23 protein-coding genes and 1 pseudogene are annotated in these 26,427 nt (G+C 62.2%); 11 read left to right on the top strand and 13 right to left on the bottom strand.

Features of this window, described 5'->3' with window-relative positions:
* The 3 genes and pseudogenes from F759_RS0132190 to queF all read left to right on the top strand — a co-directional run.
* A pseudogene (locus tag F759_RS0132190) lies at window positions 1–379 on the top strand (threonine ammonia-lyase, biosynthetic); the annotation flags it as partial.
* A gap of 23 nt (window positions 380–402) precedes the next feature.
* Complete coding sequence (locus tag F759_RS0132185; protein ID WP_027803462.1) at window positions 403–1,305, top strand: 5'-nucleotidase; 903 nt, start codon at window positions 403–405, stop codon at window positions 1,303–1,305.
* Window positions 1,302–2,126 carry an NADPH-dependent 7-cyano-7-deazaguanine reductase QueF gene (queF, locus tag F759_RS0132180; protein ID WP_027803461.1) on the top strand — a complete coding sequence of 275 codons (825 nt, stop codon included), beginning with the start codon at window positions 1,302–1,304 and terminating at the stop codon, window positions 2,124–2,126. Before F759_RS0132185 ends, queF begins: the two co-directional genes overlap by 4 nt.
* Window positions 2,127–2,185: 59 nt before the next feature.
* Here the strand turns inward: queF and F759_RS0132175 are convergent, their stop codons facing one another.
* The 3 genes from F759_RS0132175 to F759_RS0132165 all read right to left on the bottom strand — a co-directional run bounded on the left by F759_RS0132175 (window position 2,186) and on the right by F759_RS0132165 (window position 5,023).
* A complete protein-coding gene (locus tag F759_RS0132175) occupies window positions 2,186–2,572 on the bottom strand; it encodes a RidA family protein (protein ID WP_020066927.1) in 387 nt (128 codons plus the stop codon).
* A gap of 75 nt (window positions 2,573–2,647) precedes the next feature.
* Window positions 2,648–4,129, bottom strand: a complete 1,482-nt coding sequence (locus tag F759_RS0132170) for an N-acyl-D-amino-acid deacylase family protein (RefSeq protein WP_027803460.1) — start codon at window positions 4,127–4,129, stop codon at window positions 2,648–2,650.
* A gap of 3 nt (window positions 4,130–4,132) precedes the next feature.
* Window positions 4,133–5,023 carry a MurR/RpiR family transcriptional regulator gene (locus tag F759_RS0132165; protein WP_027803459.1) on the bottom strand — a complete coding sequence of 297 codons (891 nt, stop codon included), beginning with the start codon at window positions 5,021–5,023 and terminating at the stop codon, window positions 4,133–4,135.
* A gap of 166 nt (window positions 5,024–5,189) precedes the next feature.
* Here F759_RS0132165 and F759_RS0132160 point away from each other — a divergent pair, with 166 nt between their 5' ends.
* A complete protein-coding gene (locus F759_RS0132160; RefSeq protein WP_027803458.1) occupies window positions 5,190–6,467 on the top strand; it encodes an amino acid deaminase in 1,278 nt (425 codons plus the stop codon).
* 115 nt (window positions 6,468–6,582) lie between these two features.
* On the opposite strand, the gene F759_RS0132155 is transcribed toward F759_RS0132160, so the two are convergent.
* Both F759_RS0132155 and F759_RS0132150 read right to left on the bottom strand, forming a co-directional pair.
* Window positions 6,583–7,086 (bottom strand): MarR family winged helix-turn-helix transcriptional regulator, encoded by a 504-nt coding sequence (locus tag F759_RS0132155; RefSeq protein ID WP_027803457.1) that lies wholly within the window; start codon window positions 7,084–7,086, stop codon window positions 6,583–6,585.
* A gap of 28 nt (window positions 7,087–7,114) precedes the next feature.
* Window positions 7,115–8,710, bottom strand: a complete 1,596-nt coding sequence (locus tag F759_RS0132150; RefSeq protein WP_027803456.1) for an MDR family MFS transporter — start codon at window positions 8,708–8,710, stop codon at window positions 7,115–7,117.
* Between the two features lie 138 nt (window positions 8,711–8,848).
* Between F759_RS0132150 and F759_RS0132145 the strand changes: the two genes are divergently transcribed.
* Window positions 8,849–9,691, top strand: a complete 843-nt coding sequence (locus F759_RS0132145) for an EcsC family protein (protein ID WP_027803455.1) — start codon at window positions 8,849–8,851, stop codon at window positions 9,689–9,691.
* Here the strand turns inward: F759_RS0132145 and F759_RS0132140 are convergent.
* The 8 genes from F759_RS0132140 to F759_RS0132105 form a co-directional block, all read right to left on the bottom strand.
* On the bottom strand, window positions 9,661–10,626 hold the full coding sequence (locus tag F759_RS0132140; RefSeq protein ID WP_027803454.1) for an alpha/beta hydrolase: 966 nt from the start codon (window positions 10,624–10,626) through the stop codon (window positions 9,661–9,663). The genes F759_RS0132145 and F759_RS0132140 overlap by 31 nt on opposite strands.
* A gap of 146 nt (window positions 10,627–10,772) precedes the next feature.
* A complete protein-coding gene (locus tag F759_RS0132135) occupies window positions 10,773–11,207 on the bottom strand; it encodes a CHRD domain-containing protein (RefSeq protein ID WP_027803453.1) in 435 nt (144 codons plus the stop codon).
* A gap of 374 nt (window positions 11,208–11,581) precedes the next feature.
* Window positions 11,582–15,982: an ATP-binding protein gene (locus F759_RS0132130; protein WP_084534405.1), complete on the bottom strand. Its 4,401-nt coding sequence runs from the start codon at window positions 15,980–15,982 to the stop codon at window positions 11,582–11,584.
* 80 nt (window positions 15,983–16,062) lie between these two features.
* On the bottom strand, window positions 16,063–16,809 hold the full coding sequence (gene aqpZ / locus F759_RS0132125) for an aquaporin Z (protein WP_027803451.1): 747 nt from the start codon (window positions 16,807–16,809) through the stop codon (window positions 16,063–16,065).
* Window positions 16,810–17,049: 240 nt separating this feature from the next.
* Window positions 17,050–17,694 (bottom strand): response regulator transcription factor, encoded by a 645-nt coding sequence (locus F759_RS0132120; RefSeq protein WP_027803450.1) that lies wholly within the window; start codon window positions 17,692–17,694, stop codon window positions 17,050–17,052.
* Between the two features lie 111 nt (window positions 17,695–17,805).
* Window positions 17,806–18,495 carry a response regulator transcription factor gene (locus F759_RS0132115; RefSeq protein WP_027803449.1) on the bottom strand — a complete coding sequence of 230 codons (690 nt, stop codon included), beginning with the start codon at window positions 18,493–18,495 and terminating at the stop codon, window positions 17,806–17,808.
* Window positions 18,496–18,651: 156 nt separating this feature from the next.
* Window positions 18,652–19,299, bottom strand: a complete 648-nt coding sequence (locus F759_RS0132110; RefSeq protein WP_027803448.1) for a response regulator — start codon at window positions 19,297–19,299, stop codon at window positions 18,652–18,654.
* A gap of 346 nt (window positions 19,300–19,645) precedes the next feature.
* Window positions 19,646–21,163, bottom strand: coding sequence for an MFS transporter (locus F759_RS0132105; protein WP_027803447.1), 1,518 nt, complete (start codon window positions 21,161–21,163; stop codon window positions 19,646–19,648).
* 94 nt (window positions 21,164–21,257) lie between these two features.
* Here F759_RS0132105 and F759_RS0132100 point away from each other — a divergent pair, with 94 nt between their 5' ends.
* From F759_RS0132100 to F759_RS39175, 6 genes are all read left to right on the top strand, one after another.
* Window positions 21,258–22,145, top strand: a complete 888-nt coding sequence (locus F759_RS0132100) for a LysR family transcriptional regulator (protein WP_027803446.1) — start codon at window positions 21,258–21,260, stop codon at window positions 22,143–22,145.
* 440 nt (window positions 22,146–22,585) lie between these two features.
* The gene (locus F759_RS0132095) at window positions 22,586–23,302 is read left to right on the top strand and encodes a c-type cytochrome (protein ID WP_027803445.1); all 717 of its coding nucleotides are present in this window, start codon (window positions 22,586–22,588) and stop codon (window positions 23,300–23,302) included.
* A complete protein-coding gene (locus F759_RS0132090; protein ID WP_027803444.1) occupies window positions 23,299–24,648 on the top strand; it encodes a c-type cytochrome in 1,350 nt (449 codons plus the stop codon). Before F759_RS0132095 ends, F759_RS0132090 begins: the two co-directional genes overlap by 4 nt.
* A 92-nt stretch (window positions 24,649–24,740) precedes the next feature.
* The gene (locus F759_RS43490) at window positions 24,741–24,917 is read left to right on the top strand and encodes a hypothetical protein (RefSeq protein WP_167334049.1); all 177 of its coding nucleotides are present in this window, start codon (window positions 24,741–24,743) and stop codon (window positions 24,915–24,917) included.
* A gap of 2 nt (window positions 24,918–24,919) precedes the next feature.
* A complete protein-coding gene (locus tag F759_RS0132080) occupies window positions 24,920–25,492 on the top strand; it encodes a cupredoxin domain-containing protein (protein WP_027803443.1) in 573 nt (190 codons plus the stop codon).
* On the top strand, window positions 25,479–26,427 hold a 949-nt coding region (locus F759_RS39175), incomplete at its 3' end, for a cbb3-type cytochrome c oxidase subunit I (protein ID WP_244438970.1). The genes F759_RS0132080 and F759_RS39175, both read left to right, overlap by 14 nt.

Raw genomic sequence — 26,427 nt, 5'->3', positions numbered from 1 at the left:
CAGCGAATCGGCGCAGATTGCGGGTGCATTCGAGGCGCACAATTTTGCCACCGTCGACCTGACCTTCGATGAACTCTCGAAGCAGCACATCCGTTACATGGTCGGCGGCCGCTCGCCGCTCGCGCATGACGAACGCCTGTTCCGCTTCGAGTTTCCGGAGCGGCCTGGCGCGCTGATGAAATTCCTGTCGTCGATGGCGCCGGACTGGAACATNAGCCTCTTTCACTACCGCAACCAGGGCGCGGACTACAGTTCGATTCTCGTCGGCATTCAGGTGCCGGAAAGCGATAACGCGGAGTTCGAACGCTTTCTCGCGACGCTCGGTTATCCGTATTGGGAAGAGACCCAAAATCCGGTGTATCGGTTATTCCTCGCCTGAACTCTTGAGACTGAAACGCGCAGATGGCTCTTTCGCTTGTCGACAAACTGGTGGTGGCAATCTCGTCACGCGCGCTCTTCGATTTTGAGGAAGAGAACCGCGTGTACGAGGAAGGCGATCTTCAGACCTATGAAGCGTTGCAGCGCGACCGGTTGAACCTGCCCGCGAAACCTGGCGTCGCGTTTCCGCTGATCCGCAAGCTGCTGGCGTTGAACGCGGGCGGTCATCGTGTGGAAGTGGTGATCCTTTCGCGCAGCGATCCGATCAGCGGACTGCGCGCGTTTCATTCATGCCGCGAACACGGGCTCGCAATCGAGCGCGGCGTGTTCACGCGCGGGCGCGCGCCATTCGGTTATCTGAAGCCGTTGAACGCGTCGCTGTTTCTCTCCGCGAATCAGGACGACGTGCGCGACGCGCTGGCCGCTGGTTTCCCGGCCGCACGCGTCTTGCCGGAATCGGCGAAAATGGCAAGCAAGTATCCGGACGAAATCCGCATTGCTTTCGACGGCGACGCCGTATTGTTCTCGGACGAAGCCGAGCGCGTGTTTCAGAAAGACGGCCTGCGAGCCTTCGTCGGCCATGAGACGCACAACAAGGATTTGCCGCTCGCCGACGGGCCGCTCAAGCCCTTGCTCGAAGCGCTTCATCGGCTGCAAAAACTCGCGGACGAAGCCGCGCCGATGCATATTCGTACGGCATTGGTGACGGCGCGTTCGGCGCCCGCGCACGAGCGCGCGATCCGAACCCTGATGGCCTGGAACATCGAAATCGACGAAGCGATGTTCCTCGGCGGCCTCGACAAGAGCGCATTTTTGCGCGAGTTCGAGCCGGACTTTTTCTTCGACGACCAAATTGGCCATTGCGAATCGGCCCGCGTCGTGACGGCGACCGGACACGTGCTGAGTGGCATCGTGAATGCATCATGACACCCGAACAATCACCGCTGGGTAAGCCCTCCTCTTACACCGAACAGTACGACGCTTCGCTGCTATTTCCGATTGCGCGCAGCAACGCGCGCGACGCGATCGGCATCGGCGCCCGGTTGCCGTTTTTCGGCACGGATATCTGGAACGCGTATGAGTTGTCGTGGCTGAATCAGCGCGGCAAACCGCAAATCGCCGTCGCGACTTTTTTCGTGCCGGCCGACTCGCCGAATATCGTTGAGTCGAAGTCGTTCAAGCTTTATCTCGGTTCGTTCGCGCAGACCGCGTTTGAGTCGATGGAAGCGGTGCGCGACACGATCAGGCGCGACGTGTCCGTGTCTTGCGGTGCAACCGTTTCTGTACATCTGACTGCCCCGCACGACTTCGGCAAATTGCAGATGGAAGAATTCGAAGGAATGTCGCTCGACCGGCTGGATCTCGACACAGACGTGTACACGCCGGACGCCTCGCTTCTGAAAGCGGCTTTAGACGAAGCGCCCGTCGAAGAAACGGTGTTTTCCAATCTGCTGAAATCGAATTGTCCTGTTACCGGGCAACCCGACTGGGGCAGCGTGCAGATTCATTACATCGGTCCGCAGATCGATCACGCGGGCCTGCTGCGCTACATCATCTCGTACCGTAATCACACGGGTTTTCATGAGCAATGCGTCGAGAAGATTTTTATCGACGTGATGAAAGCGTGCAAGCCGGTCAAGCTCGCGGTGTATGCGCGTTACACGCGGCGCGGCGGGCTCGACATCAACCCGTTCCGCACCAACTACAATCTGCCGATGCCGGACAACATGCGGCTCGCGCGTCAGTAAGCAAACGGGTTTCGCCGCGGGTTCTCACAGTTACTCACGCCCGCGGCGAGTCAGATGCTTCAAGCCGTCGGCTTCTTATAAGCGACGCAATCCACTTCTACTTTGCAGTCGATCACCATCGACGAAACGACACAGGCCCGCGCCGGCGGGTTGTCGCCGAAGTATTCGCGGAACACCTTGTTGAACGACGCAAAGTCGCGCGGATCGTCAAGCCACACGCCGCAGCGGACCACATGTTCGGCGCCGTAGCCTGCTTCCTTCAGAATCGCGAACACGTTCTGAATTGCCTTATGCGATTGCTCGACGATTCCGCCGTTGATCACTTCGCCGTTTTCCATCGGCGTTTGCCCCGACACGAACAGCCAGCCGTCCGCTTCGACTGCGCGCGCAAACGGCATATGCTGACCGCCCGTTCCCTTCCCGCCTTCCACGCCATATCGCTTCATCGTCATACTCCTTAAAGGTTCGGCGCGCGTGCTCATTACGCCGCGCGCGCCTTGATAGATCGTTCGATCAGATAATCAGAATGCGCCCTGCGCATCGCCTTTCGATGCCGCCCCGCGCGCGACGAAATGGCCAGCGCGCTCGCCCGTTACTTCGCCGTCGCGATACGACAGCACGCCGTTCACCCACACCGCGTCGATGCCGTCGGCCGCCTGTTGAGGCTTTTCGAATGTCGCCGCGTCGCGCACCTTGGCCGGGTCGAACAGCACGAGGTCGGCGTGATAGCCGATATGCACTTCGCCGCGTTGCGCGAGGCCAAAGCGCCGCGCCGACAGGCTCGTCATCTTGCGCACCGCTTCTTCGAGCGGCAGCAGACCGGCATCGCGAGCGTAATGGCCGAGCACGCGCGGAAACGCGCCCCACAAACGCGGATGCGGCAGCGGATCGTTCGGCAAGCCGTCCGAGCCGACCATCGTCGCGGGATGCGACAGGATGCGCCGCACGTCGTCCTCGGACATGTTGTGATAGACCGCGCCCGCGGGTTGCAGGCGCTTGCCCGCTTCCTGCTGCGTGACGCCCCACTCGGCAGCGATCTCTTCGACGAGCTTGCCGGCCATTTCCGGATGCGGTTCCGACCACGTAATCGTGATGTCGATGTCGCCGGTGACCTGCTTCAGATCGAGCGTCGACGAACTGCGGTTGTACGGATAGCAATCGCAACCGATAGGCTGCATGCGCCGCGCGCCTTCGAGCGAGTTCAGCACTTCGACGCTGCGTCCCCAGTTCGTCGGGCCCGCGCATTTCAGATGCGAGATGATCACCGGCACATGCGCATGACGGCCCACGCGATACGCCTCGTCCATTGCGTCGAGAATCGCGTCGAACTCCGTGCGCATATGCGTGGTGTACAGCGCGCCAGCGGCGGCGAGCGGCTCGGCAAGCGCCATCACTTCTTCGGTCGGCGCGGCGAACGCGGAGCCGTACGCGAGTCCCGAACTCAAACCGAGCGCGCCGTTGGCCAGCGCTTCTTCCAGTTGCGCGCGCATGCCGTCGATTTCCTGCGGCGTGGCCGCGCGGTCGAGCCGGTCCATCTGGTTGTTGCGCAACGCGGTGTGTCCGATCAGCGCGCCGACATTCACCGCGGGACGCGCCGCGTTCACGGCCTTCACGTAGTCCGCGAAGGTCGGGTACTGGAACGCGTCGCACTCTCCGAGCAGGTTCATCGGGTCGGGCGGATCGCCCTTTAGCGCAACCGGCGACGCGCTAATGCCGCAATTGCCGACGATCACCGTGGTCACCCCTTGCGTGATCTTCGGCAGCATTTGCGGCGAGCGGATCACGTGCGTGTCGTCGTGCGTGTGAACGTCGATGAAACCCGGCGCCAACGCCCGGCCTTCGGCCTCCATCACTTCTTCGGCGAGCCAGTTCGACAGATTGCCGATCGCGACGATGCGCCCGTCGCGGACCGCGACGTCGCGCTCGACAGGCGGCGCGCCCGTGCCGTCATACAACTGCGCGCCGACAATGAGCGTATCGGCGGCTTCGGGATGCGAGTGCATGGATCAGTCTCCTAACGGTTGTCGATCGCCGCCGCCGCGATGCGTGTCCAGCGCGTGCTTCATGCGACGCAGCAATTCTCGGCTCTCGTCACCCTGACTGACGGCAAGTTCGGTGACGAGCACATCGAGCGCCATCATCATTGCGTAGCGCGACGACGACGGCTTGTAAATGAAGTCGGTTTCAAAGGCCACGATGGGAATCACCCAATCGGCCAGCTTCGCCAGCGGCGACGCCGGAGCGGTCAGCGCGATTACCGTCGCGCCGTAACTGCGCGCGATCTTGCAGTTCTCCACCACCTCCGGCACGCGGCCCGTGGTGGACAGCGCGATCACGACGCTTTCACGCGACACCGTGCTTGCGACCATGCGCTGCAAGAGGCCGTCCTGATACGTGGCGACAGGCCGGCCGAGTCGCACGAGTCTAAAACGCATTTCGTCGGCAAGCGCGGTCGAGCCGCCCCCCATGCCGAACACGTAGATCATGCGCGCCGCGCGCAACGCAGCCGCCGCGTCGGCCAACGGCGCCTGGCGCAGCAGTTGATGGTTGTGCGCGAGCGCCGTCTGCAATTCGTCGAACACGCGGGTCGCGATGTGCTCGGGCGCGTCGCTCGCGGTGCCCGGCTGCAAAAAACGCTGACCGACCGCGGCGGCCTGGGCGAGCCGCAGCTTCAATTCGCGGACGTCGCGGCAGCCCACAGCTTTCGCAAACCGCGTGACGGTCGCGACGCTCACTTGCGCCTGCTGCGCGAGCGCGCCGATGCTGGCGCGCGATGCGCCCGTTAGATCGTCGAGGATCAGCGCGGCGACCTTGCGTTCGGCCGAGCGCAACTCCGGCGCACATTCGGCGATGCGCGCGACGATGTCGAATGCCAGCGGTTCGGCGGTTGAGTTCATTGCAGCCCGGGGAACACCGCGCCAAGGCTCGCAACGGCTGACAGTGACTGACAGCGCGCGTGCGACCCGAGCTTGGTACTAAATAACATTTCTTCGCCCATCGTACTTTCGGTAACATGGTAAAGTCAACTTGGATGCAATTTAACCGGACGATGGAGCAGGAGACATGAAAGTTACAAACTATCAGGGCGCAACGATTGATCCTTATAGCAAGGGCTTGGGCATGGTTCCGGGCGCGAGCATCCAGCTTACGGACACCGGGCGTCTGGAGTGGAATCTGCTGAACGAAGACGTGAGCCTGCCCGCCGCGGTGCTTTACGCCGATCGCGTCGAGCACAACCTGCAATGGATGCAGGCGTTCGTTGCCGAATACGGTGTCAAGCTGGCGCCGCACGGCAAGACGACAATGGCGCCGCAACTATTCCGCCGTCAGTTGGAAACGGGCGCGTGGGGCATTACGCTCGCCACCGCGCACCAGGTGCGCGCGGCCTATCACGGCGGCGTCTCGCGCGTGTTGATGGCGAATCAACTGGTCGGACGCCGCAACATGATGATGGTCGCCGAGTTGCTGAGCGATCCGGACTTCGAATTCTTCTGTCTGGTCGATTCAGTGGATGGCGTCGAACAGTTAGGGCAGTTTTTCACGTCGGTGAAAAAGCCGTTGCAAGTGCTGCTCGAACTCGGCGTGCCGGGCGGCCGCACTGGCGTGCGCGACGAAGCGCAGCGCAATGCGGTACTCGAAGCAATCGCGCGTTATCCCGGTGTGCTCAAGCTTGCTGGTGTCGAGTTGTATGAAGGCGTGTTGAAGGAAGAACACGAAGTACGCGCATTCCTGCAAAGCGCGGTCGCGGTCACGCGCGCGCTCGTCGACGAAGGACGTTTCGACCGCACGCCGGCGGTCCTTTCGGGCGCGGGTTCGGCATGGTACGACGTGGTCGCCGAAGAATTCGTAAAGGCGTCGGAGACAGGGAAGGTCGAGGTCGTGCTGCGTCCCGGCTGCTATCTGACGCATGACGTCGGCATTTATCGCAAGGCGCAAACGGATATCTTCGCGCGCAATCCTGTCGCGAAGAAAATGGGCGAAGGCTTGCTGCCTGCTTTGCAATTGTGGGCGTATGTGCAGTCGATTCCCGAGCCGGATCGCGCGATCATCGGTCTCGGCAAGCGTGATTCTGCATTCGACGCGGGCCTGCCCGAACCGGCGCGCCATTATCGGCCGGGCAATCAGGCGCCACGCGACATCGTGACGAGCGAAGGCTGGGAAATTTTCGGCTTGATGGATCAGCACGCGTATATGCGGATTCCCGCAGGCGCCGATCTGAAGGTGGGCGACATGATTGCGTTCGACATCTCGCATCCGTGCCTGACATTCGACAAATGGCGTCAGGTGCTCGTGCTCGATCCGGCTTATCGCGTCACTGAGGTGATCGAAACGTTCTTTTAATTGTTTGGGCGTCTGTCTGGACGGCGAACGGCATTGCGTTGCCACGCGGCGCTTGCGCGGTTAACGCTCTCCTCGCCGCGCAAACCGCCAAGCACGTTGCTTCACAGCCAACCGCTTAGCGCTCGCCTGCCCCGGCGGTCTGTGCGGCATCAGCGGCGACATCGCCGGTGGTCTCCGCGACGTTCGCCGCAAAGACCACTTCGCCGATTCTTGCCTCCAGCATTTTCAACGCGCCGGACAACGCGCTCAGCGCGTCGTCCGGCAGCGCGGCCATCGTGTCGTGCAAAAAAGCGTTGCGGCGCGGCAGGCTCGCTTCGGTTGCCGACAAGCCGGCTTCAGTCAGGCGCACGTTGGTCACGCGGTTATCGCGCGAGTCCATGCTGCGCGCAATCCAGCCCAGTCCTTCGAGCGCTTTCAACTGGCGCGTCAATGCGCCCGGATCAACGCGCAAGCGTTCGACAAGCCGCTTCTGCGACGACTCGCCCGACTGCTCATGCAGCGCGAGCATGATGCGCCAGCGCGGCAACGGGTGGCCGACTTGCGCCTCGAATGCCGACATGAACGCCCGGTAAGTGCGGCCGAATTGCTGCATGACGGCTACGCGGTCCTGTTCTTCCATGATGGTTCAGTAAAACTTCAATCGAAAATCAGTCCGCATGAATCACCGGCTCGAGCTTGCGCTGAAGCTTGATCGGCGGAACACGGCGGCTTTGCCATACCGACACGACGGCGATGATTGCCGCCATCGCCAGACCCAAATGAATCGCGGAGACGAGCGTCTCGCGCGCGTTCTCCAGAAGCATCGCGCCGTTATGTCCGGCTTGTGCGAGTTCGCTGAGCAAGCTTGCCTGTGCTTCGTGGTTGATCAGAATCTGCGGATCGCCAAGATCGGTGAACCACTGCGATGCGCGCTCGCTTTCAAGCGCGCTGCGCACGCCGCTCGCGTACATGTGGCTGACGAGCGTTCCGGTAAGCGCCGTGCCGATCATGCCGCCGATCATCCGCAGCGATTGCAGCAGCGCGGTTGCGATGCCGAGATGCTCGCGACCGGCCGTCTGCTGCGCGAAGATCGTCAGGTTCGGCATCACGAAACCGAGCCCGAGCCCGCCGAGCACCATGAACGACATAAGCAGCCAGTGCGGCATCGAACGCGTTGCGACAACCACGCCGAGGCACGCGAGCGCGAGGAGCGCGAAGCCGACGTACAGCATCAAATTCGGATTGCGCACGCGCGAAACGACACGTCCGTTCGCGATACTGCCGATCGTGATGAACACGACGAGCGGCGTGATGACGAGGCCCGCTTCCTTCGGCGACATACCAAAGCCGCCTTGGAACAGCAGCGGCGCATAAAAGAGCAACGAGAACATCGTGAAGCCACCGAGCACCGCCAGCGTGAAGAGCGCTGCGAGACTCGGGTTGCGGAACATATCGACCGGCAGAATGGCCGTCGGGCAGCGTTTCTCCCATTGCCATAGCGCATACGCTGAAGCGACGCTCAGCGCGAGCAACGCGCACGCGCTGAGCGTGAGCCCATGCTTCGGCAGCAATTCGACGAACAGTTGCAGCGAGCCGAGCGCCACCGCGATCAGTGCGGCGCCAGGCCAGTCGAGCCGCATCTTGCCTTCGTGCTCGACATGTCGCAGATGCGGCAGAAAGCGCCAGACGAAAATCAGCGACAGCAGGCCGACCGGCAAATTCACATAGAAGACCGAGCGCCAGCCGTAGTACTGCGTCAGAAAGCCACCGAGGGACGGCCCGACTGCATTGGCAATGCCGAATGCCGAGCTCATCAGCACCTGCCAGCGCAGACGCACGACCGAGTCCGGAAAGAGATCGGGGATGCAGGCAAACGCGGTGCCGACCAGCATGCCGCCGCCGATGCCCTGCAAGCCGCGCGCGAGCACGAGAAACAGCATGTTGTTGGCGACGCCGCACAACACGGACGCACCGGTGAACACCACAATCGACGCGATCACGAACGGCTTGCGTCCGTAGTAGTCGCCGAGGCGCCCGAAAATCGGCACGGTGATCACCGAGGTCAGCAGATACGACGTCGCGACCCACGCGTACAGCTCGAAACCTTTGAGTTCGGCGACGATAGTAGGCAACGCGGTGCCGACCACGGTTTGGTCGAGAGCGACCAGCATGGTGACGAAGGAGATGCCGAGCATCGCCAGAAGCGATTCACGGAACGGTAAGACTTGCCCACTCGAATGGTGGGCCGCGGTATGGACAGCCATTTTTTGATAGAGCAACAGTTGACTCGTCAAACGATTGGGAATCATACCACGCGTTTGCGCTCTAAGCAGGACGTCCGGGGGCCGAGTTGCGCCCGAATCGGCTGAAGAACGCACATCGCACAGCGCCAAGGGAGGCACATGGAGCCAGGTTCGCTCGCCACACAATCGTTGTCCGAAGAGGACCTCAGCGCGCTGCGGCGCGCGAAACACGAACTGGAAAGTCCCGCGCTGGCGATGAAACTGGCGAGCATCGTCGGCGCACCGCTGGAGAAGCTGATTTCGCGCATGCCGGCGTTCGCAAACGAAAAGGTCACGGACGCGACGGAACTGGCGCTGCGCAAGTGTCTGTCGATAGCGCTGCGCACGCTCGGCCGACGCGACAGTGGGTCGCCCTTGCTTGCGCCCGAGAAGCCGAGCAACCTGCTGCACAAGTTCGCGGTGGCCACGACCGGCGCGGCTGGCGGCGCGTTTGGCCTCTTTGCGCTGCCCGTCGAGTTGCCGGTCACGACCACGCTGATGTTCCGCTCGATCTGCGATATTGCGCGCAGCGAGGGCGAGGATCTGACGTCGGTCGACACGCAGCTTCAGTGTCTGACCGTATTGGGCATGGGCGGCACATCGGCCGCGGACGACGACGCCGACTTCGGCTACTTCATCATGCGCGGCGCGCTGGCGCAGGCGGTGTCGAAAGCGTCGTCGGAAATGGCGACGAAGGGGTTCACCGCACACGGTTCGGCTGCGTTGCTGCGCCTGCTGCATTCGATCGCCGCGCGCTTCTCGGTGCAGGTGAGCGAACAGATCGCCGCGAAGTCCATTCCTGCGATCGGCGCGGTGCTCGGCGCGATGGTCAACACAGTTTTTATCGACCATTTCCAGCAGGTCGCGCATGGCCACTTCACCGTGCGGCGGCTCGAACGGCAGTACGGCGAGCAGACGGTGAAGGCCGCCTATCAGACTATCGACGTCGCGTTGGATACCTGAGCGGCATTGGCAGCGCGACTCGTCGTGCGTACCACGAAGGCGGCTGCACGATCGAGCGCGCGGTTCGCCTCGGGGATGAACGGCGCGAAAATCGGCCACACATGCGGCATCTTCTTCCACACTTCGAGTTCACAATCGACGCCGGCCGCCCGCGCGCTAGCGGCCGCGCGTCGCGAGTCGTCGAGCAGAACCTCGGTGCTGCCCACCATCATGAAAAGCGGCGGCAAGCCGCGCAGCTCCGCGTAAAGCGGCGAAGCATACGGATGCGTGGCGGGCGTATCGCCGAGATAGACTTTCGCTGCTTTTGCGATTGCGGGGCCGCTGAACATCGGATCTGCGCCGTCGTTATCGACGATGCTCGCGCCCGTTGCCGCCAGGTCGGTCCACGGCGAAAACAGTACGGCGCCTGCGGGCAACGGATCGCCAGCGTCGCGCAGCGCAACCAGCGTAGCGAGCGCAAGGCCGCCGCCGGCCGAATCGCCGGCAATCACGATCGACTCGGGCGGAGCGCCTTCAGCGACCAACTGACGATAGGCGGCGGTTGCATCGTCGAGCGCGGCCGGAAAGCGATGTTCAGGCGCGAGTCGGTAGTCGAGCGAAAAGACCGGCGCGTTCGCGCGCGTTGCGAGGCCGAACACGATCGAGCGATGTGTTCGCGGCGAGCAGAAGTAGTAGCCGCCACCGTGGCAATACAGCACCGTGGCTGGCGCGCTGGTAGCCGGCTCGCCGTGCGCGCGCTCGATCCATTCGCCACGTAGCGGTTTGCCATCGGCGCCGTCGAGTTCTCGCAGACGCCAGCCCCGTGGCACATCGGGCGACCAGGCCCGCTTCGCCGTCAATGCGCGCGCTTTCTCGACATCGATATACGGCTTCAGGGTTTGAGGGCGAAACTGCCTGCGTAAAAACCAGCACGCGAGTGCGCTTTGCCAGCTCATCGGGACACGCTCCTTCGAAAATGTCCCCTCATGGTACGTGCGTTGGCCTCTGCGCCGGTGGACGGCGGGTTCTAATGTTGATCAAGTCTTGATCACGTTCGTGACCAGGCGCGGGGCCGCGGATGGGATTTTCCCGCTCATCCCGCTCAGTTAGCAGGCAAGACCTGTCCGCGAATCTCACCCATCGGGTTTTGCGCCGTGTGAATGTTGAAGTACCACTGACCCGCCATCAGGTCGGTCACCTGTTGCTCACTGAGGGCCGCAGATCCCTTCATTGGGCTAGCAAGCGCGCTTTTGTCGATGGGCACCTGTACCTTTGCATTTTGTCCAACCGGCGCCGGGCCGTGAAAATGCGCGGCGGTTACCGGCCCACTCAAGCCTTCGTAGCTTACGGTCCATTGCAGCGATTTCGTCGACGTATCGAATGTGGCGTTCAACGTGCCGTGCCCGTGACTTACACGAGGCGGCACTTCGCTGGAAGGCTCCAACGCCGCTTTCAATGCAACCGTGTCCGCGAACGCGGCACTCGCCATCACGGCCCACAATGCCACAGCCAGGTTCAGTTTTTTTAGCGTAATCATGGTCTTCTCCGACTAGATGCGCCGCGGCGCCGACACTTCGGCCGCGTGCGAGGCCATCACATACTAGTGCAAATCGTCGGATGACGTGGGTAGCGCAAATCAGTCCGGCATGCGCTTTCGGTCAAGCGGCTTTGCGCGCTTCCGGCTCCGCCGATCTGCTTGTAGCGATTTCTCAAACAGTTATTTGCAGATTCCGTAATGAATGATCTGCGCTATCCCGGGTATGCTTTGGACTCGCGAGAAGTGACTCCTTCATCGAGGGATGTCTCCAAACCTTTAACGCGGCTTCGGCCGCGTTTTTTTTCGCCCGCGTTAAGGCTGTGTGATCGCAAGCAGCACTATCTTGCGGACGAATCGCCCGCCATGGCAAACGGTCACGCGAGCAATGCAGCTTGTTGCTCGATGCCGTCGAGCATTGCATTGCACTTGTCGATCAACGCAAGTCCGTCGCGACGCACGCGCTCAGGCGCGCTCAAGATATCGCGACGATATTCGTCGAGCGCGCTGATGAGAGGCGGATATTGCAGCACGCTTGCTGCGCCCGTCACTCGATGAAGCCACTCGCGCACGCGGACAATGTCGGCATCATCCAGCAACCGCGACAGTGACTGAACATCTTCGCGCACGGAAGAAACGAACGCGTCGAGCAAAGCCTTGACCGTCGATTCGCTACCCCACAATTGCGTCATCCGACTCAGATCCACCGGAATGAACGGCTCGGCGCCCGCTGCTGAAAAGTTGCTAGTCTCCGCCATATCGGCGGTATCGGCGGGTGTCGCCTGGCAGGCGCTGTCGGTACCGAACCAGCGGCTCAGATATTCGCGCAACGTGGCGAGGCGCGTCGGCTTGACGAGGTTGTCGTCCATGCCTGCCTCGCGGCAGAGACTCAGATCTTCAGGCGCGGTGTTGGCGGTAATGCCCAGAATCGGCAGACGATGTGAGCCGCCCTGCTCGCGCTCCAGTTCGCGAATGCGCCGCGTTAGTTCATAGCCGGACACGTTGGGCATATGACAGTCCGTGATCAGACATCCATAGCTGGTGTGTTTGAGCGCGGCCAGCGCTTGTGCGCCGTCGTTGGCGACGTCGCATGCGAAACCGAGCAACGCCAGTTGATGGCGAATGAGCTCCTGATTCACCGGATGATCTTCTGCAACCAGAATCAGGCGGCCGCTCGCAATGGCCCGCTCGCGGTCCGGCAGCGCGGTGATGCCTTCCGTTGTACGCGGTACGCCAACCGATGGCGCCGGCGCCGACTGAAGTCCCGTCATGGCCGCGGCGCACGCCGCACCGAGCCCGCGCCACGAAATCGGATTGATGCTCAGGCGTACGTTGTCTTCAAGAATGCGGTAGCCCGTGGGCTTGGGCTTCTCCGTGAGCGATATCACACGCAGTTCGCGCCTAACATTGGCGGGCAGCGCGACGTCCTCGCTCACGAACAGCAGATCGATGCCGCTTAGCGCGACGCTGCAACGCAATTCCGTAGAGTCGGCCGGAGCACGGCGCAACTCCAGCCCTAACGCTTGTCCGAAGTTAACCAGCGCCTGACCGACTCGCGCGTCGTTAGTCGCCACGAGACAACGCTTGCCGCGCAAGCCGCTCACCGAATAACGCTGCGTCTCGACAGGCATGCTGAGCCGCACCGTCATGCGGGTGCCGCGGTCCAGTTCGCTGTCTAGCGCAAGTGAACCGCTCATCAGTTCTGTCAGTTTGCGGCAAATGGTCAGGCCGAGACCCGTGCCGCCGAAGCGGCGCGTAGTGGACGACTCCGCCTGAACGAACGGCTCGAACAGTTTTGCCTGCACGTCCGCTGCAATGCCGATACCCGTGTCTTCAACGACCATTTCTATGGTCTGAACCTCGCCGGTCTGTGCGAGCACCGCCACGCTCACGTCCACCTGACCTTGCGGCGTGAACTTGATCGCGTTGCCGAGCAGGTTGAACAGCACCTGGCGCAATCTCACGCTGTCGCCTCGCAGGGTGGCCGCTACGTCCGATGCAATGTTCACCCGGACTTTCAGGCCCTTCTCGTGCGCGCGGCCGGCGAGCAGGCCCACGGCATTGTCGACCAGTTCGCGCAGATCGATGGGCTCGGCCTCGATGGTCAACCGGCCGGCTTCGATTTTGGAGTAATCGAGCAGGTCGTCGAGAATTTGCAGCAGCGCGCCCGCCGACTCGTGAATCATGCCGAGCATTTCGCCCTGATCCGCGCTGAGCGGCGTGCGCTCCAGCACTTCGACTAGCCCGAGCACACCGTTCATCGGCGTGCGGATTTCGTGGCTCATCATTGCAAAGAAGTCGTCCTTCGCGCGCGACGCCGCCTCCGCCGCGTCGCGCGCGCGAGCAAGCTCCTCCGCGCGCGCGTGCTCGATACTCGCGTCGACCCAATAGCCGCTCCATACGACACTGGCATCCGCCTCCCGGCGCGGCACCAGTTCCGCGCGCGCCCACTTGAACTCGGAACCGCAGCGCAGCCGGAATTCGATCAGCACCGGCGTTTCAAAACGAGCAGAGCGCTCGAGTTCGGCGATGACGAACGGCCGGTCGTCTTCGTGGACACGGCCGAAGTCCGCATGATCTCGGCTGCCCGCCCCGCCGCCACCGTGGCCAAGCAGAAGTTTCGCGTCGCCGCCGATGTAGGGAAAAGAATAGGCACCGGCTGACGTGCGGCGCAGTTGGAACACCACCGCCGGCAAAGAACGCGTGACATCGAATAGCCGCCGCTCGGTGTCGCGCGCACGCATTTCCGCGCGCCGGATGTTGGTGACGTCAACCATCGTTCCCAGTACGCAGGCCGGCTGACCGTCGCTGCCGCGGCAGATGCTCGTCCAGAACAAACCGTGCCGCAAGTCTCCGGGGCTGCGCTCGAACTGCAACTCGACCTGGGCCATGTCGCCGCCTTCCAGCAGGTCACGCGTCATATCGGCGAGCACGCGGCTGTTTGCCTCGCCCCATGTCTGAACCTCCATCGTGCTGCGCCCGATAACCGCCTCGCGGCTTAGCCCGCACGCTTGCTCGTAGGCGCCGTTGACTGCGATATAGCGGCCCTGCAGATCCTGGGCGACGAGCGGATAGGGCACCATCTTCATCATGGTTTCCTGGAAATTCAGTTGCAACGCGAGTTCGCGCTCGGTCTCCTTGCGACGTCTGACTTCGCGTTGCAGAAGCAGATATGCGCGCAGCGTGACCAGCAGCACGACGGCGATGCCGATCAGTAAAGGCAACAGGCGCACCGCGGAAACGCTCCATGTACCGCCTCCTGGCGCGTCGCCGGTCACCCATTTTTTCAGGATGCGTTGTTTTTCCGCGGGCGGCATCGCGAGCAGCGCGCGGTCGATCAGCCCGGCGAGCGGGCTCAGGTCCGGACGTACGGCAAAGTCGAGGGCGTCGGACTTGCCAACGGTGCCAAGAATCTTGAGCACGCCGGCGTATTGCCGTTTGAGCAAAATGTCGACGGCGGCCACGTTTTCCACGACAACGTCCGCTTGGCCCGAAGCGACCATGCGCAGCGCCTCGTCGAGGCTTGGAGCGATGGCGACGTGGTCTTTGGGAACGCGCTGGAAGGCTTGCAGGTCAGCCCCGGAAACATGCGACGACACCACGATGCGCCGCGCCGCGAAATCGTTCAGCGAACGGGCGACGGGCTCGTCGTCGCGGCCCACCATCACCAATGGGTAGCTCTCGTACGCACGGGTATGCACCGCCCTCTGGAGACGCGGATCATTGCTCGATCCCGTGGTGAGAATCGCTACGTCGCCGCGCTGGAATGCATCGATTGTGGTTGGCCAGTCGGGCTGCCGCGCGCGGTTGAACACGACGCCAAGCGTGCGGCTCAGGTACGCAAGATAGTCGGCGGTGACTCCTGCAGGACGGCCCGAAGCGTCGACATAGCTGAAAGGCGGCCAATTGCTGTCGAAACCGACCCGCAACGGGGGCAGTGAGCGCAGCCAGGCCTGCTCTTGCTGCGTCAGTTCAAGACGCGATGTGACGGGCTCGGGTTTTGCGTCGAAATTGCCGGAAAGCCAATGAACGCGAATGGCCGTGTCGTCGGCCAGGTTCATCGAGGCCAGCGCGCGATTAAGCCGGTCGCGCAGGGCAACCTCACCGCGCGGCACGCCAAAGCGAAGTTCGGCGGTTCTGGTGCTTTCCTCGAATGCGACGCGCAGGTTGCGGAACTCTTCTGTCGCCAGCGCATGTTGGACGACCGGCGTAAAACCCATGTAGGCGTCCGCGTCGCCAACGGCCACTGCAACGAGCGCCGCGTGCGTCGATGTAAACGCACTGATCCGGGCGCGCGGAAAGCGCTCGCGCAACGAGCGCTCGAGCGCAAAGCCTTTCTCTATCGCGATGGACGCACGTGCAAGCCGCGCGGGTCCTTCGTACACGTCGCCGCTCCGGCGAACCGCCGTTGACGTGGAAGCCCGAAAATACGGCGCAGTAAAACTGAGACAACGTTCGCGCTCCGGGGTGCGCGCGAGACTCATCAACAGATCGACCTTGCCCGCGCAGGCAGCGGCAAGTAGTTGCGGCATGTCGGGATACGCGTTCGCTTCGATCACGACGCTCGGTCCCACCAGCGCGCGCAGATAGTCGACGCTCATTCCGGTGAGTTGTCCGCCTTGCAGCGCGTCGAATGGCAACCAGTTGTCCGCAAGTACGCCGACGGTCAGCTTCTGCGGAAAAGGACTGGCAATCCGACTGGATCCGGGTTCGCCGAACGGCTGCGCGAGAGCCGCCATCTGGGCTCCGACAAAGACACAAAGCCCGAGCACGCACATCGACACGCGCCGCAACGCACGCGCTATCGCAGCGCGTTCGAAGCGTATCGCGATGAAAGAAAGGATCTGCACTGCGCCACTCACGCGGCTTCTCTCTGCGCATCGGCAAGCGCAGCGGTGGACTGGTCGGACTTACCACCAAGGAACGAGAACAGAAAGCCGGCGACGACCGCGCCAGACATAGGCGCCGCCCAGAAAACCCACAATTGGTCGAGCGCCCAGTCGCCGACGAAAAGCGCTTGCGCCGTGGAGCGCGCTGGATTAACCGAGCCGTTAGTGACCGGAATCGACACGAGATAGACGAGCGCGAGGCATCCGCCGACGATCATCGGTCCGCCTGCGTCGGTCTTGTATCGTGCGGCCACCAGAAGGCTTGCCATAACGAACGCAAACGACAGCACAAACTCAATCGCCAATGCCGAATGAAGTTGATAGTCGGAAGGAGAATGATCGCCGAAGCCATTGGCCGCGAATTCGCTCGCGCCCATTTCAAAGCCGGGGCGGCCGCTCGCCACATAAAAAAGAAGCGCCGCGGCTGCGGCAGCGCCAACGATCTGCGCGGCGATGTAGGGCAGCAGATCCTTGACAGGGAACCGCTGCGCAGCGGTGAAACCGACCGTCACGGCGGGATTGAAGTGAGCGCCCGACGTTTCGCCGAACCAGTAACTGGCGGTGGCGAGCGCGAGGCCGAACGCCAGTGAGACCTCGAGCACGCCGTATCCCTGCTGAACGGCGCCAGTATTCAATACGATGCTGCCGCAGCCGATGAACACAAGCCATGCCGTACCCACGCCTTCGACCAACAACCGCTTACCTAGCACCGCCATGCCGCCTCCGTGTCGCTATGCGAAGCAGGCGGTGCCGCACAGCTTCCGCAAGACATCCGCCTGAATTTCCCGGCCTGCAGCGGCGCGGCCTCAAGAAATAACTGTTTCGATGAGACCAACGTCAGCAAAAGCCGAAGCTAATTCACAACTATGGAGTGGCAAGGTCTCTCAACCAATCAGAAGAGTCCTAATTTCGGGACCGCTAGTTGTCGGTATATACGGGTTGCGTTGCGAATTGCGCTAGATCAATCCGATCTGCCGTGCGTAGTCGATAAGATCGGACTCCGTTTCGAGACCTAGCTTGCGCATCGCGGTTCGTTTTTGAGTGCTGATCGTTTTGCCGCTGCGCTGTAGGCGCTTCGCGATTTCGTGTACCGCGAGGCCTTGCACGTACAGTTGGAAAATTTCCCATTCGCGTGCGGTCAGAACACTGGCACGCAGTTGCGGCGGCGCGTCTGTGGCTTCCATCGCGATGCGCACCTGCTCCGACAGATAGACGCCGCCCGTCAATGCTGCCCGGATTGCGTCGATCAGCGCCGCGGTCGTGTCGCGCTTGTCGACTATTGCGCTGACACCAAGATGCAGCAGTCCCGACAGCATATGCGCATGGCAAATCATGGTGAGCACAACGACAGCGGGATGCGTGCGCCCTCTTAATATGCGACGCAGAAACGAAACAGCGTTGCTCGCTCCGTCGAGTCCGGGCATGCCGATGTCGGATATGACGACGTCGCACTCGCAGCTGTCGAGCAGTTCCGCAAGGCCGTGCGTGTTGCACGCTTCGCCGACAATTTCAATATGTGGCGTGGCGAGCAACAACCTCCTCACGCCAGCGCGAACGCAGTCGTGGTCGTCCGCCACGATAACGCGAATCTTGTCTGTCATATTCTTGTTGTCTTATCGACTGGCGTACCCAGTACAAGATGTACTTCCCCGGGCCACGCCAATGCATTCTTGTATCTATCACGCCGGCGCGGCGCGACGTCTGGTTGTCTGTCAACGTTTTTCGACGCGCGCCTCCGCTACCACGCCATGCTCGACAGCGAAACGGAACAATTCAGCGTCGCTGTTCAACGCAAGCTTGCGCATCGCGGTGCACTTCTGAGCGCTGATGGTCTTCACGCTGCGGCCCAGTCGGCCAGCAATTTCGGTGACGCCGAGCCCCGACGCGTACTGGGTGAACACTTCAAGCTCACGCCGCGACAACACCGAACGGACGAAGTCGAGCCGCTGCATCGCCGTGGCGTCCGCAATGACTGCCCGCACCGCGGGCCCGAGATAGCATTCGCCCGCGAGCGCCGTAACGATTGCCACATGGATCAGGTCGATGCGGTCGCGCTCGCTGATAAGCGCATGAACGCCGAGCGAGATCACGCTTTGCAGCGCTGCCGCCTCGGTTTCCATAGTGAGCACGACGAGGGCCACGCCGGGATAGCGGCTCCTGAACTGCTGCACCGCTTCGACCCCACTGCCATCCGCGCTGCCTGGCATGTAGAGGTCCATGAGCACCAGATCGCAGCCCGTACGGTCGACCTCGGCAAAGAGGTCGGTTGTGTCCGCCGCACGGCCCACCACCTCCATGTTCGGGAAGCCGCCCATCAGATTCTCGATCGCCAACAGGACGAGCGGATGATCGTCCGCGATGATCGCCCGGACCGGTGTGCATATTTCAGCGGTGTCGCTCATCGTCTACCTCTCCTTCATATCCTGACTCCCTGTCACCGTCTCCCGCGCAACTGGCCCTGCTCGATCATCAAACATTCCGGCGGCGTTAAACATAAGATCGCTCCGAAACAATTTCAATAACACGACGAATTAATTGCTTAGATATGCGATTGAAATTTAAGAATTCCATTGGGCCCGGACGCACGAGAATAATCCAGGATCATTAGTAACGCCAAGTTTTACCATCGCTTCACGTTTTTGCCGAGTAATGGTGCGGCGATGGCAACCGAGAGTCGCGGCGATTTCCGCAATAGACCGACCTTCGACGAACATCCTGACGACCATCGTCTGCATTCCCGACAGAGGGAGCGAAATCGGCCGCTCACATTCCGCTTTGTTCGGCGTTGCGAGAAGTGTGGCAATCGAACTTCCGATGTATGGGACACCGCGTTCGCGCCAGTTGATCGCGCGCCACAGCTCGTGCATCGATTCGGTCTTGCCGAGCAAGCTCAAGCCGCCATCCAAAGCAAGGCTGTGAAGCAACGCGGAATTGGTCGTCACCGACATGACGACGATGCGCAGCAGGGGCCATTCCGCGCGGATAAGCCGGATAAGGCTCAGCTCGTCGTCGACGGTGCCGCCCGGGTCAGGCATCGACAGGTCCGTGACCAGCACGTCACATGGCGTGCGCCGCAGCAGTTTGATCAATGACGCGGCACTAACGGCCTGTCCGACGATGGCGACGCCGGCCTGCGTTTCGAGCATCGCTCTAACGCCAAGTAAAACGAACGGATGATCATCAGCGAGAATGATTCGGAGGTTCACTAGGATTGCTCTCGTTTGTAGGAATAGTTATCAGATACGCAGAACAGATTGACACGCTCCACGGATGCTTCGGCGCGCATTGATTTTCAATACGAGCGCGTCGAGTCAACCATAAAATCACCGCCGCGCGCGTAGTGAAAATCGGAGCGCTCCTAATCCTGCGATAAGACCAATGCCAATCCCGGTGTGCGGACAATAAAAGGTTGAATTACTCAAAATGAATAATTTGAGAGAATCCGCGCAAGCAGATTCGCGTGAAAAACCACCTTGTCATTAACAATGACTCGCGCGACCTTCGATAAGGGTCGCGCAATACAATCGCAACATCGCGGCAAGCTCACAATCGTCAAGCTGCGTCACACGCTCGCGTCACAGGCATAGTGCCGTTGCGCACGGCACGGGGAAAAACCGGCAGTGCGATCAACGCGCAGAAGCTGGCCACAGCCCATACCATCGGCCAGGATCCGAGCGATAGCAGTGGCGGAATCGCGAGCGGCGTCAGAAAAAGCGTGAGGAAGACGCAGGTATTGCCGATCGCCAACGCGGTGCCCGCGCGGTTTGTTCCGGCGAGCGTTGCGAGTTCGGTAAACGCGACGCCGTGCCACGCAGACGCGCTCACGCCGCCGAGCACGATCATCGGCGCGAGGATCATCGTCATCATTGTTGCTGGAGCGTGTTGCATGCCGGCCACGCCGCTAAAGAGCGTGAGCGCGGCGAACAGCAGCGCCGTCAGCAGACTGCAACCGCGCATGTATGCACGGCGGTTGCCCCGCTGATCCGTCCACCTGCCGCTCCACACGCGCGCGATGGCGGCGCCGGCCTGCACTGCGGCCATCGCAATGCTGATCGTCAGCACGTCAGCGTGCCCGAAGTCGTGCAGGAACACGGTCCCAAAGGTGAGTACCGCAAGCTGCGGCACGCAAAGCGCGCCGGCGCCAAGTGCCACGCGCCAGATGCCGATTTCACGCAGCGGCGAGCGGCTGGTGGCGCGGGGTGAGTGTGCCGGGTCTGCTGGACGTGCTGCAGGTGCTGCGACTACCGCACCGGCAGCACCTGCTGTGTGCACTGCATTTACTGCATCTGCTGCTGCGTTTGCTGGATTCGCAGCGTTTGCTACGCCTGCTACATCTTCTACGTCTGCTACGCCTACTGCGTTTCCCACGTCTGCCCCAAGCGCCGCACCCGCCGCCTGTGCACCGCCACTATGCGCCGCACGCGCATCTCGGTTTCCAATATGCGTCGGCTCGTGCAGCCAGCGCCATGCGAACGCCGCCGTTATCGCGCAAGCCAGCGCGAGCACGGCATAGACGCTCGCGAAACCGAACCTCGACGCGAGCGCCGGTAACACCAGCGCACCGAGTCCGCCACCCGCCGGCACGGCAGTCTGGCGAATGCTCATGGCCAGCCCGCGCTCGCCCTCGCGGAACCACGCCATCACCGCGCGGCCGCTCGAACCGTTGACGCTGCCGCCGAGCAAACCGACGAGCAGCAGGCCGAGCGCAAGCGTCGTCAAGCGTGGCACATGCGACCCGAACGGTGCCGCAAACAGCGCCAGGCAAACGAGCGCCGCCGCAGTCGAAAGGAGCCCTAGCAGTAGCACGCGGCGGTCACCCCAGCGGTCAGTCAACAGTCCCCACGGCAACTCGCTCACGGCGATGCCCAGGCCAAGCATGCCCAGCACGACGCCCAGCCCCTCGTTGCCGAGGTGATAACCCGAGCGCAAATAGATAGCCGTCGTCGGAATGCCCGAGAACGCCGCCGAAAAGCTCGCGTTCGCCGCAAACCCAACCCCCAATATTTTCCATCTGTGGCTCGCCGCGCGACCGCCCGCTATCTGTTCGCTTGCCGATAATCCGTTTGCCATGATTCCTCCGCAATGAATTCGGAGGTATGCTACGGCGACGCCTTCTATCGGAAAAGCCGGAAATGCAGATGTCATCCATCGGACTTAGCGAAACATGAGCCAGCGAGGATTCGATCTCACGCAACTGCGCACCTTCGTCGCCGTCGCCGAATCGGGCAGCGTTTCAGCGGGCGCTGAACGCGTATTCCTGTCGCAGTCGTCGGTTAGCGAGCAGTTGAAAAAACTCGAGCAGCGTGCCGGCCAGCCGCTCTTCGTGCGCAGCAAGCAGGGCGTGAGCGCGACTCCGGCGGGCAGCCGCCTGCTGGAGCACGCCCGGCGTATCATCGCGATGAGCGAAGCGGCGTTCGAAGACCTGCAAGGCCGCTCGCTCGACGGCGAGCTGCGCATCGCGATTACCGACTACTACCGCCCGCACGACATCGCCCGCATCCTCAAGACGTTTTCCGAGCAACACCCGCGTCTGAAGCTGCATGTCACCGTGCTGCCGAGCGCCGTGATCGACAGCAACGCCAGCGACGATGCCTCGTTCGACATCGGCCTTTCGCTTCGACTCGTCACGGGCAACGCGCGCGTGTCAGGTGGGCGCGGCGGTGGGCAGAGCACCGTCGTGCGGCGCGAGAAACTGCTGTGGGCGAGCGCGGCCGATGCCAGCGCGCGACCGGCCGCTCCCTATCCACTGGTGCTGCTGCCGTCGAGTTGTCAGTTGCAGCGTTTCGTCGTGAAGCTGCTCGACGAAAACAAGGTGCCCTATGTGGTATCGCATTCGGCCTCGGGCGTGGCCGGATTGCAACTTGCGTTGAAGGCGGGGCTCGGCATCTCGTGTCTGAACGAATCGTCGATTGGGGCCGGCGTGGTTGCGTGTCCGCCGGGCGTTGGCCTGCCTGCCTTGCCCGCCGTCGAGTTTCATTTATTACCGGGGCGAATTGGCGAGAGCGAGCGCGTGACGAATGCGCGAACCGCGTTGATGCGGCTCTTCAGTTAAGCACATCAAACGATCACATTCGCGCGCTAACGTCCATTTGCACTGAATGCGAATAGAATTATTGAAAGCGCTCTGAACGCCGCCTATGATGGTCAAAGACGAACTCAGCAAGCCTCATTGTTTCGTCATTGACGCTCCGAATGGGTTCCCCCAACCCGCTATTCGCAAGCGGCCGAAACAAGCGTCAATCTGGCAACGCGAAAACTGCCGTCCTTCGGCGCATTCACGCGTGTCACTGCTTTTGACCAGGCAATTGCATTGCAATGGTGAATCGACGTTTCGCCGTCCACAATAAGCGCGCTTCCATTTGCTGTTTGCGCCGTCGCAATAGAAAAAAGTCATCGACCCGCGGTGCGTGGCTTATGCGGGCTGGGAGCAAATCCAGCCGCAAATGCGGGTGAAGCAAACCGGCAAAAGAACGTTCCCCAGCGAGGCCCGACGTGCATCGTAGAGCTATGGGATTTGCGGTTCTGTTTATGCTTTACGTCTTGTGGAGCGGCGCGGTGCTCGCGGCCACCAGTATGCCCGGCGCGATGCCTTCGGCAATGGACGAACGCGTGCGAGCCTGTACCTCGTGTCATGGTGTGCAAGGACAGGGGCTCAACAACGATTACTTTCCGCGCATCGCCGGCAAACCGGCCGAGTATCTGTTCAATCAGCTAAGCGCGTTTCGTGACGGCGGCCGCACCTATCCGCCAATGGGTTATCTCGTCGCATTTCTGCCCGACGACTATCTGCGCAAGATCAGCCAGTACTTCGCCGATTTGCAGCCGCCTTATCCGATTGCCGATCAGTCCAACGTTGCACCCGCCGTGCTTGCAGCGGGTCAGCGGCTTGTCATGCAGGGCGATCCGGCGCGCAAGATTCCGGCATGCATCGCATGTCACGGAGCGCGCATGACCGGCCAGCAACCGGGCATTCCCGGCCTGCTCGGTTTGCATGCGAGCTATATCGCAGGACAGATGGGCACATGGCGCTCCGGCACGCGTCACGCGCTTGCGCCGGATTGCATGCGCTCGATCGCCGTCAAGCTGACCGACAAGGACATCACTGCGGTGTCGACCTGGCTCGCGCGCCAGCCGCGTCCCGCCGATCCGCGGCCTGCGCCGGCGTCCGCGGAGCGCTTGGCTCTCGCATGCGGGAGCCAACCGCAATGAAAACGACCCTTCGTCCGCTGCGCGCGCTTTCGCGCATGCTGTGCCGCCCGTTCCTGCCGCTGGCCGCAGTCGCAGCGCTAGTGGCCGGTAGCGCGACGCTCGTAAGCGCGCCGCTGCCTTCGCTTGTCACCGAAGCTCGCGCCGCCGGGAGCGCGACGGCCGCCAAAGGCAATGCATCCGCCGACAACCGGTCGGACCTCGTCAGGCGCGGCGAATACCTTGCGCGCGCGGGCGACTGCGTGGCCTGCCACACCGCACCGCGCCGCAGGCTGTTCGCCGGCGGGCTCGCGATGGAAACGCCGTTCGGCACGCTCTATTCGCCGAACATCACGCCGGACGCGCAGTACGGCATCGGCACATGGAGCGAGGACGCGTTCTTCCGGATGATGCGCACCGGCATCACGCCCGAGGGCACGCTGCTCTATCCCGCGATGCCGATCGCGCAGTACACGAAGGTCACGCGCGAAGATTCGGACGCGATCTTCGCTTACCTGAAGTCGGTGGAGCCGGTGCGCGAGCCCAACCACAAGCACACGCTGCGCTTCCCGTTTAATCAGCGCAAGCTGCTGTACGGCTGGCGCACATTGTATTTCCGCGAGGGCGAATTCAAGCCCGATCCGACCCGTTCCGTCGAATGGAATCGTGGCGCGTATCTCGTCGAAGGGCTCGGGCACTGCACGATGTGCCACACGAAGATCAACATGCTCGGCGGCTCGTCGCAAAGCGAGCAGTTTGCCGGCGGGCTGATTCCAGTGCAGAACTGGTACGCGCCCTCGCTCACCTCCGACAAGGACGGCGGCCTCGGCGACTGGAGCATCAAGGACATCGTCGATCTGCTGCAAGCGGGCATCTCCGATCGCGGCGCAGTGTATGGCCCGATGGCCGAAGTCACTTATCACAGCCTTCAATACATGACCGACGAAGACGTCAAGGCAATGGCCGTGTATCTGAAGACGCTGCCGGACAATCGCGGCCGCAAGTCCGGGCCGACAGCATCGACGGACACCAACGTGTTCGCGCTCGGCGAAAAGATTTACGCGGACAAGTGCGCGCTGTGCCACGGCGCAAAAGGCGAAGGAAAGTTGCAGCACTATCCGCCGCTGGCGGGCAACCAGTCGATCGAAATGGACTCGTCGGTCAATCCGATCCGCATCGTGCTGAACGGCGGCTTTCCGCCTGGCACGAGGCGCAATCCGGAGCCGTACGGCATGCCGCCTTTCGCGCAGGAGCTGAATGACACCGACGCCGCCGCCGTCGTCACGTACATCCGCACTGCGTGGGGCAATCATGGGAAGCCCGTAACCGCCCGCGAGATCAACGAACTGCGCAGCGCGCCGCTGCATTAGCCGCTGCATTAGGCCACCGCATTAAACGCTGTACTAGCGTCAGCATTAAGCCATTGCACCGGCCGCAGCATCGGAAACTGGAGAAGCCCTAGATGGAAGCGAACGATACCCGCACCGCGCTCCCGCCCACTGACGACGAAGTGGAACGCGTGGTCGTCGCCGGTCCGCACGGTGCGATCGCCGTCGCAGGCGTGGCCACGCTGATCGTCATGGCGATCTGGTTCGGCTTCTACTTCCTCGTGTTCCTGCCGCGCGGCGTCGTGCACTGATCATGTCCACCGAATCCCAACACCAACCGGGCAGCGGCCACACAGTCGCGCTACGCGCCGAACGTCGCTGGGCGATTTTCGTCGGTGCGCTGATCGTGCTGATGCTGGCGGTGATCGTGTACTCCGGGCTGCATTGGGCGATGATGCCGCCGTCGCGTGTGGAAACTATCGACCCGTCGCGCCTGCAGCTCTCGGGCGAGTTCGTCGAAGACAATCTCGGCAGCGCGGTCGAGCCTGACGGCTCCGTGGTGGTGCGTTTCATCGCGCAGCAATACTCGTTCACGCCGCAATGTCTGCTGGTTCCCGCCGACACCCCGATCACGATTCGCACCACTAGCGCGGACGTCGTGCATGGCCTTCTCATCACCGACACCAATATCAACACAATGGTGGTGCCCGGCTATGTCGCCACACTGAGCACGCGTTTCGACGCGCCCGCCGATCACAGCATGCCCTGTCACGAGTTCTGCGGCTTCGGCCACCAGGCCATGTGGGCGCATGTGAAGGTGATCGATAAAGCCGCCTTCTTCGAGCAGGCCCGACAATCACGGAGGCTGAGCTGTGTTTCACGCTAAGCGACTCGTTCTCGCGCACTTCTGGCTCGCCTTCATCGCGTTCATCGTCGCGCTGTTTCTCGGCGCCTGGCAGATGCTGGTGCGCAGTCCACTCGCGCCGTGGATCGGCGACCCGGAGTTGTACTACCGCTCGGTCACCGCGCACGGCTCGGTGATGGCTTACGTGCTGCCGACCCTGGTGTCGATGGGCTTCGGCTACGCGATCGTCGAGCTTGCGCTCGCGCAGCGGCTCGCGGGCCTCAAGTGGGCATGGGCCGCGTTCATCATGCTGGCGGTCGGCGCGGTGATGGCGATGGTGCCCGTCGCGCTCGGCAAGGCTTCGGTGCTCTACACCTTCTATCCGCCGATGATCGGCAGCCCGTTCTATTACCTCGGCGTGGTGCTCGTGGTAGTTGGCTCATGGATCTGGGTCGCGCTGATGCACGTGAACCTCGCCATCTGGAGGCGCGCGAACCCCGGCAAACCGGTGCCGCTTGCGATGTTCGCCAATGTAGCCGGCGCATATCTGTGGGCATGGACCGCTGTCGGCGCGGCGCTCGAAATCCTGCTTCAGATTCTGCCGGTCGCGTTCGGCCTCACGAATACAATCGACGCCGGCCTGTCGCGCGTGCTCTTCTCATGGACGCTTCACGCGATCGTCTACTTCTTTAATTGGGCGGTGATGTCAAGGGCCGATCTCCGATGGTTCGGTTTCGGAAACGTCGTTTGCGCGGGTCACGCTTCTTTCCGCAGTCGGCTCATCAATCACGGCACGCTGCACGCATTGGTCGGACAGGCATGGAGAGCCTCGCTTTTGGGCGCGCTCGGGGCGCAGCAGTCAGTTGCGGCTTCTTCCAGACCATCGTCCACGCTTCGGACGCTCCCAGTGGGATCAATGTTGGTAAGCGGTTTGCATCATGCCGTCGCCTCCATTGAGCCCCAGCGGAAGTCAGATC

The organism is Paraburkholderia dilworthii, from assembly GCF_000472525.1.
GTDB lineage: Bacteria > Pseudomonadota > Gammaproteobacteria > Burkholderiales > Burkholderiaceae > Paraburkholderia > Paraburkholderia dilworthii.
The sequence above is the reverse complement of the archived record's forward strand: the minus strand, read 5'-3'. Positions and strand labels throughout refer to the sequence as shown.

What these genes read in the sequence shown, in the direction of transcription:
- F759_RS0132080 (WP_027803443.1), top strand. Translation starts at nt 24,920, where the DNA reads ATGTCCACCGAATCCCAACACCAACCGGGCAGCGGCCACACAGTCGCG.
- F759_RS0132150 (WP_027803456.1), bottom strand. Translation starts at nt 8,710, where the DNA reads ATGGCTGTCCATACCGCGGCCCACCATTCGAGTGGGCAAGTCTTACCG.
- F759_RS43490 (WP_167334049.1), top strand. Translation starts at nt 24,741, where the DNA reads ATGGAAGCGAACGATACCCGCACCGCGCTCCCGCCCACTGACGACGAA.
- F759_RS0132160 (WP_027803458.1), top strand. Translation starts at nt 5,190, where the DNA reads ATGAAAGTTACAAACTATCAGGGCGCAACGATTGATCCTTATAGCAAG.
- F759_RS0132185 (WP_027803462.1), top strand. Translation starts at nt 403, where the DNA reads ATGGCTCTTTCGCTTGTCGACAAACTGGTGGTGGCAATCTCGTCACGC.
- F759_RS0132155 (WP_027803457.1), bottom strand. Translation starts at nt 7,086, where the DNA reads ATGGAAGAACAGGACCGCGTAGCCGTCATGCAGCAATTCGGCCGCACT.
- F759_RS0132090 (WP_027803444.1), top strand. Translation starts at nt 23,299, where the DNA reads ATGAAAACGACCCTTCGTCCGCTGCGCGCGCTTTCGCGCATGCTGTGC.
- F759_RS0132165 (WP_027803459.1), bottom strand. Translation starts at nt 5,023, where the DNA reads ATGAACTCAACCGCCGAACCGCTGGCATTCGACATCGTCGCGCGCATC.
- queF (WP_027803461.1), top strand. Translation starts at nt 1,302, where the DNA reads ATGACACCCGAACAATCACCGCTGGGTAAGCCCTCCTCTTACACCGAA.
- aqpZ (WP_027803451.1), bottom strand. Translation starts at nt 16,809, where the DNA reads ATGGCGGTGCTAGGTAAGCGGTTGTTGGTCGAAGGCGTGGGTACGGCA.
- F759_RS0132130 (WP_084534405.1), bottom strand. Translation starts at nt 15,982, where the DNA reads ATGTGCGTGCTCGGGCTTTGTGTCTTTGTCGGAGCCCAGATGGCGGCT.
- F759_RS0132100 (WP_027803446.1), top strand. Translation starts at nt 21,258, where the DNA reads ATGAGCCAGCGAGGATTCGATCTCACGCAACTGCGCACCTTCGTCGCC.
- F759_RS0132170 (WP_027803460.1), bottom strand. Translation starts at nt 4,129, where the DNA reads ATGCACTCGCATCCCGAAGCCGCCGATACGCTCATTGTCGGCGCGCAG.
- F759_RS0132135 (WP_027803453.1), bottom strand. Translation starts at nt 11,207, where the DNA reads ATGATTACGCTAAAAAAACTGAACCTGGCTGTGGCATTGTGGGCCGTG.
- F759_RS0132105 (WP_027803447.1), bottom strand. Translation starts at nt 21,163, where the DNA reads ATGGCAAACGGATTATCGGCAAGCGAACAGATAGCGGGCGGTCGCGCG.
- F759_RS0132140 (WP_027803454.1), bottom strand. Translation starts at nt 10,626, where the DNA reads ATGAGCTGGCAAAGCGCACTCGCGTGCTGGTTTTTACGCAGGCAGTTT.
- F759_RS0132175 (WP_020066927.1), bottom strand. Translation starts at nt 2,572, where the DNA reads ATGAAGCGATATGGCGTGGAAGGCGGGAAGGGAACGGGCGGTCAGCAT.
- F759_RS0132115 (WP_027803449.1), bottom strand. Translation starts at nt 18,495, where the DNA reads ATGAGCGACACCGCTGAAATATGCACACCGGTCCGGGCGATCATCGCG.
- F759_RS0132120 (WP_027803450.1), bottom strand. Translation starts at nt 17,694, where the DNA reads ATGACAGACAAGATTCGCGTTATCGTGGCGGACGACCACGACTGCGTT.
- F759_RS0132145 (WP_027803455.1), top strand. Translation starts at nt 8,849, where the DNA reads ATGGAGCCAGGTTCGCTCGCCACACAATCGTTGTCCGAAGAGGACCTC.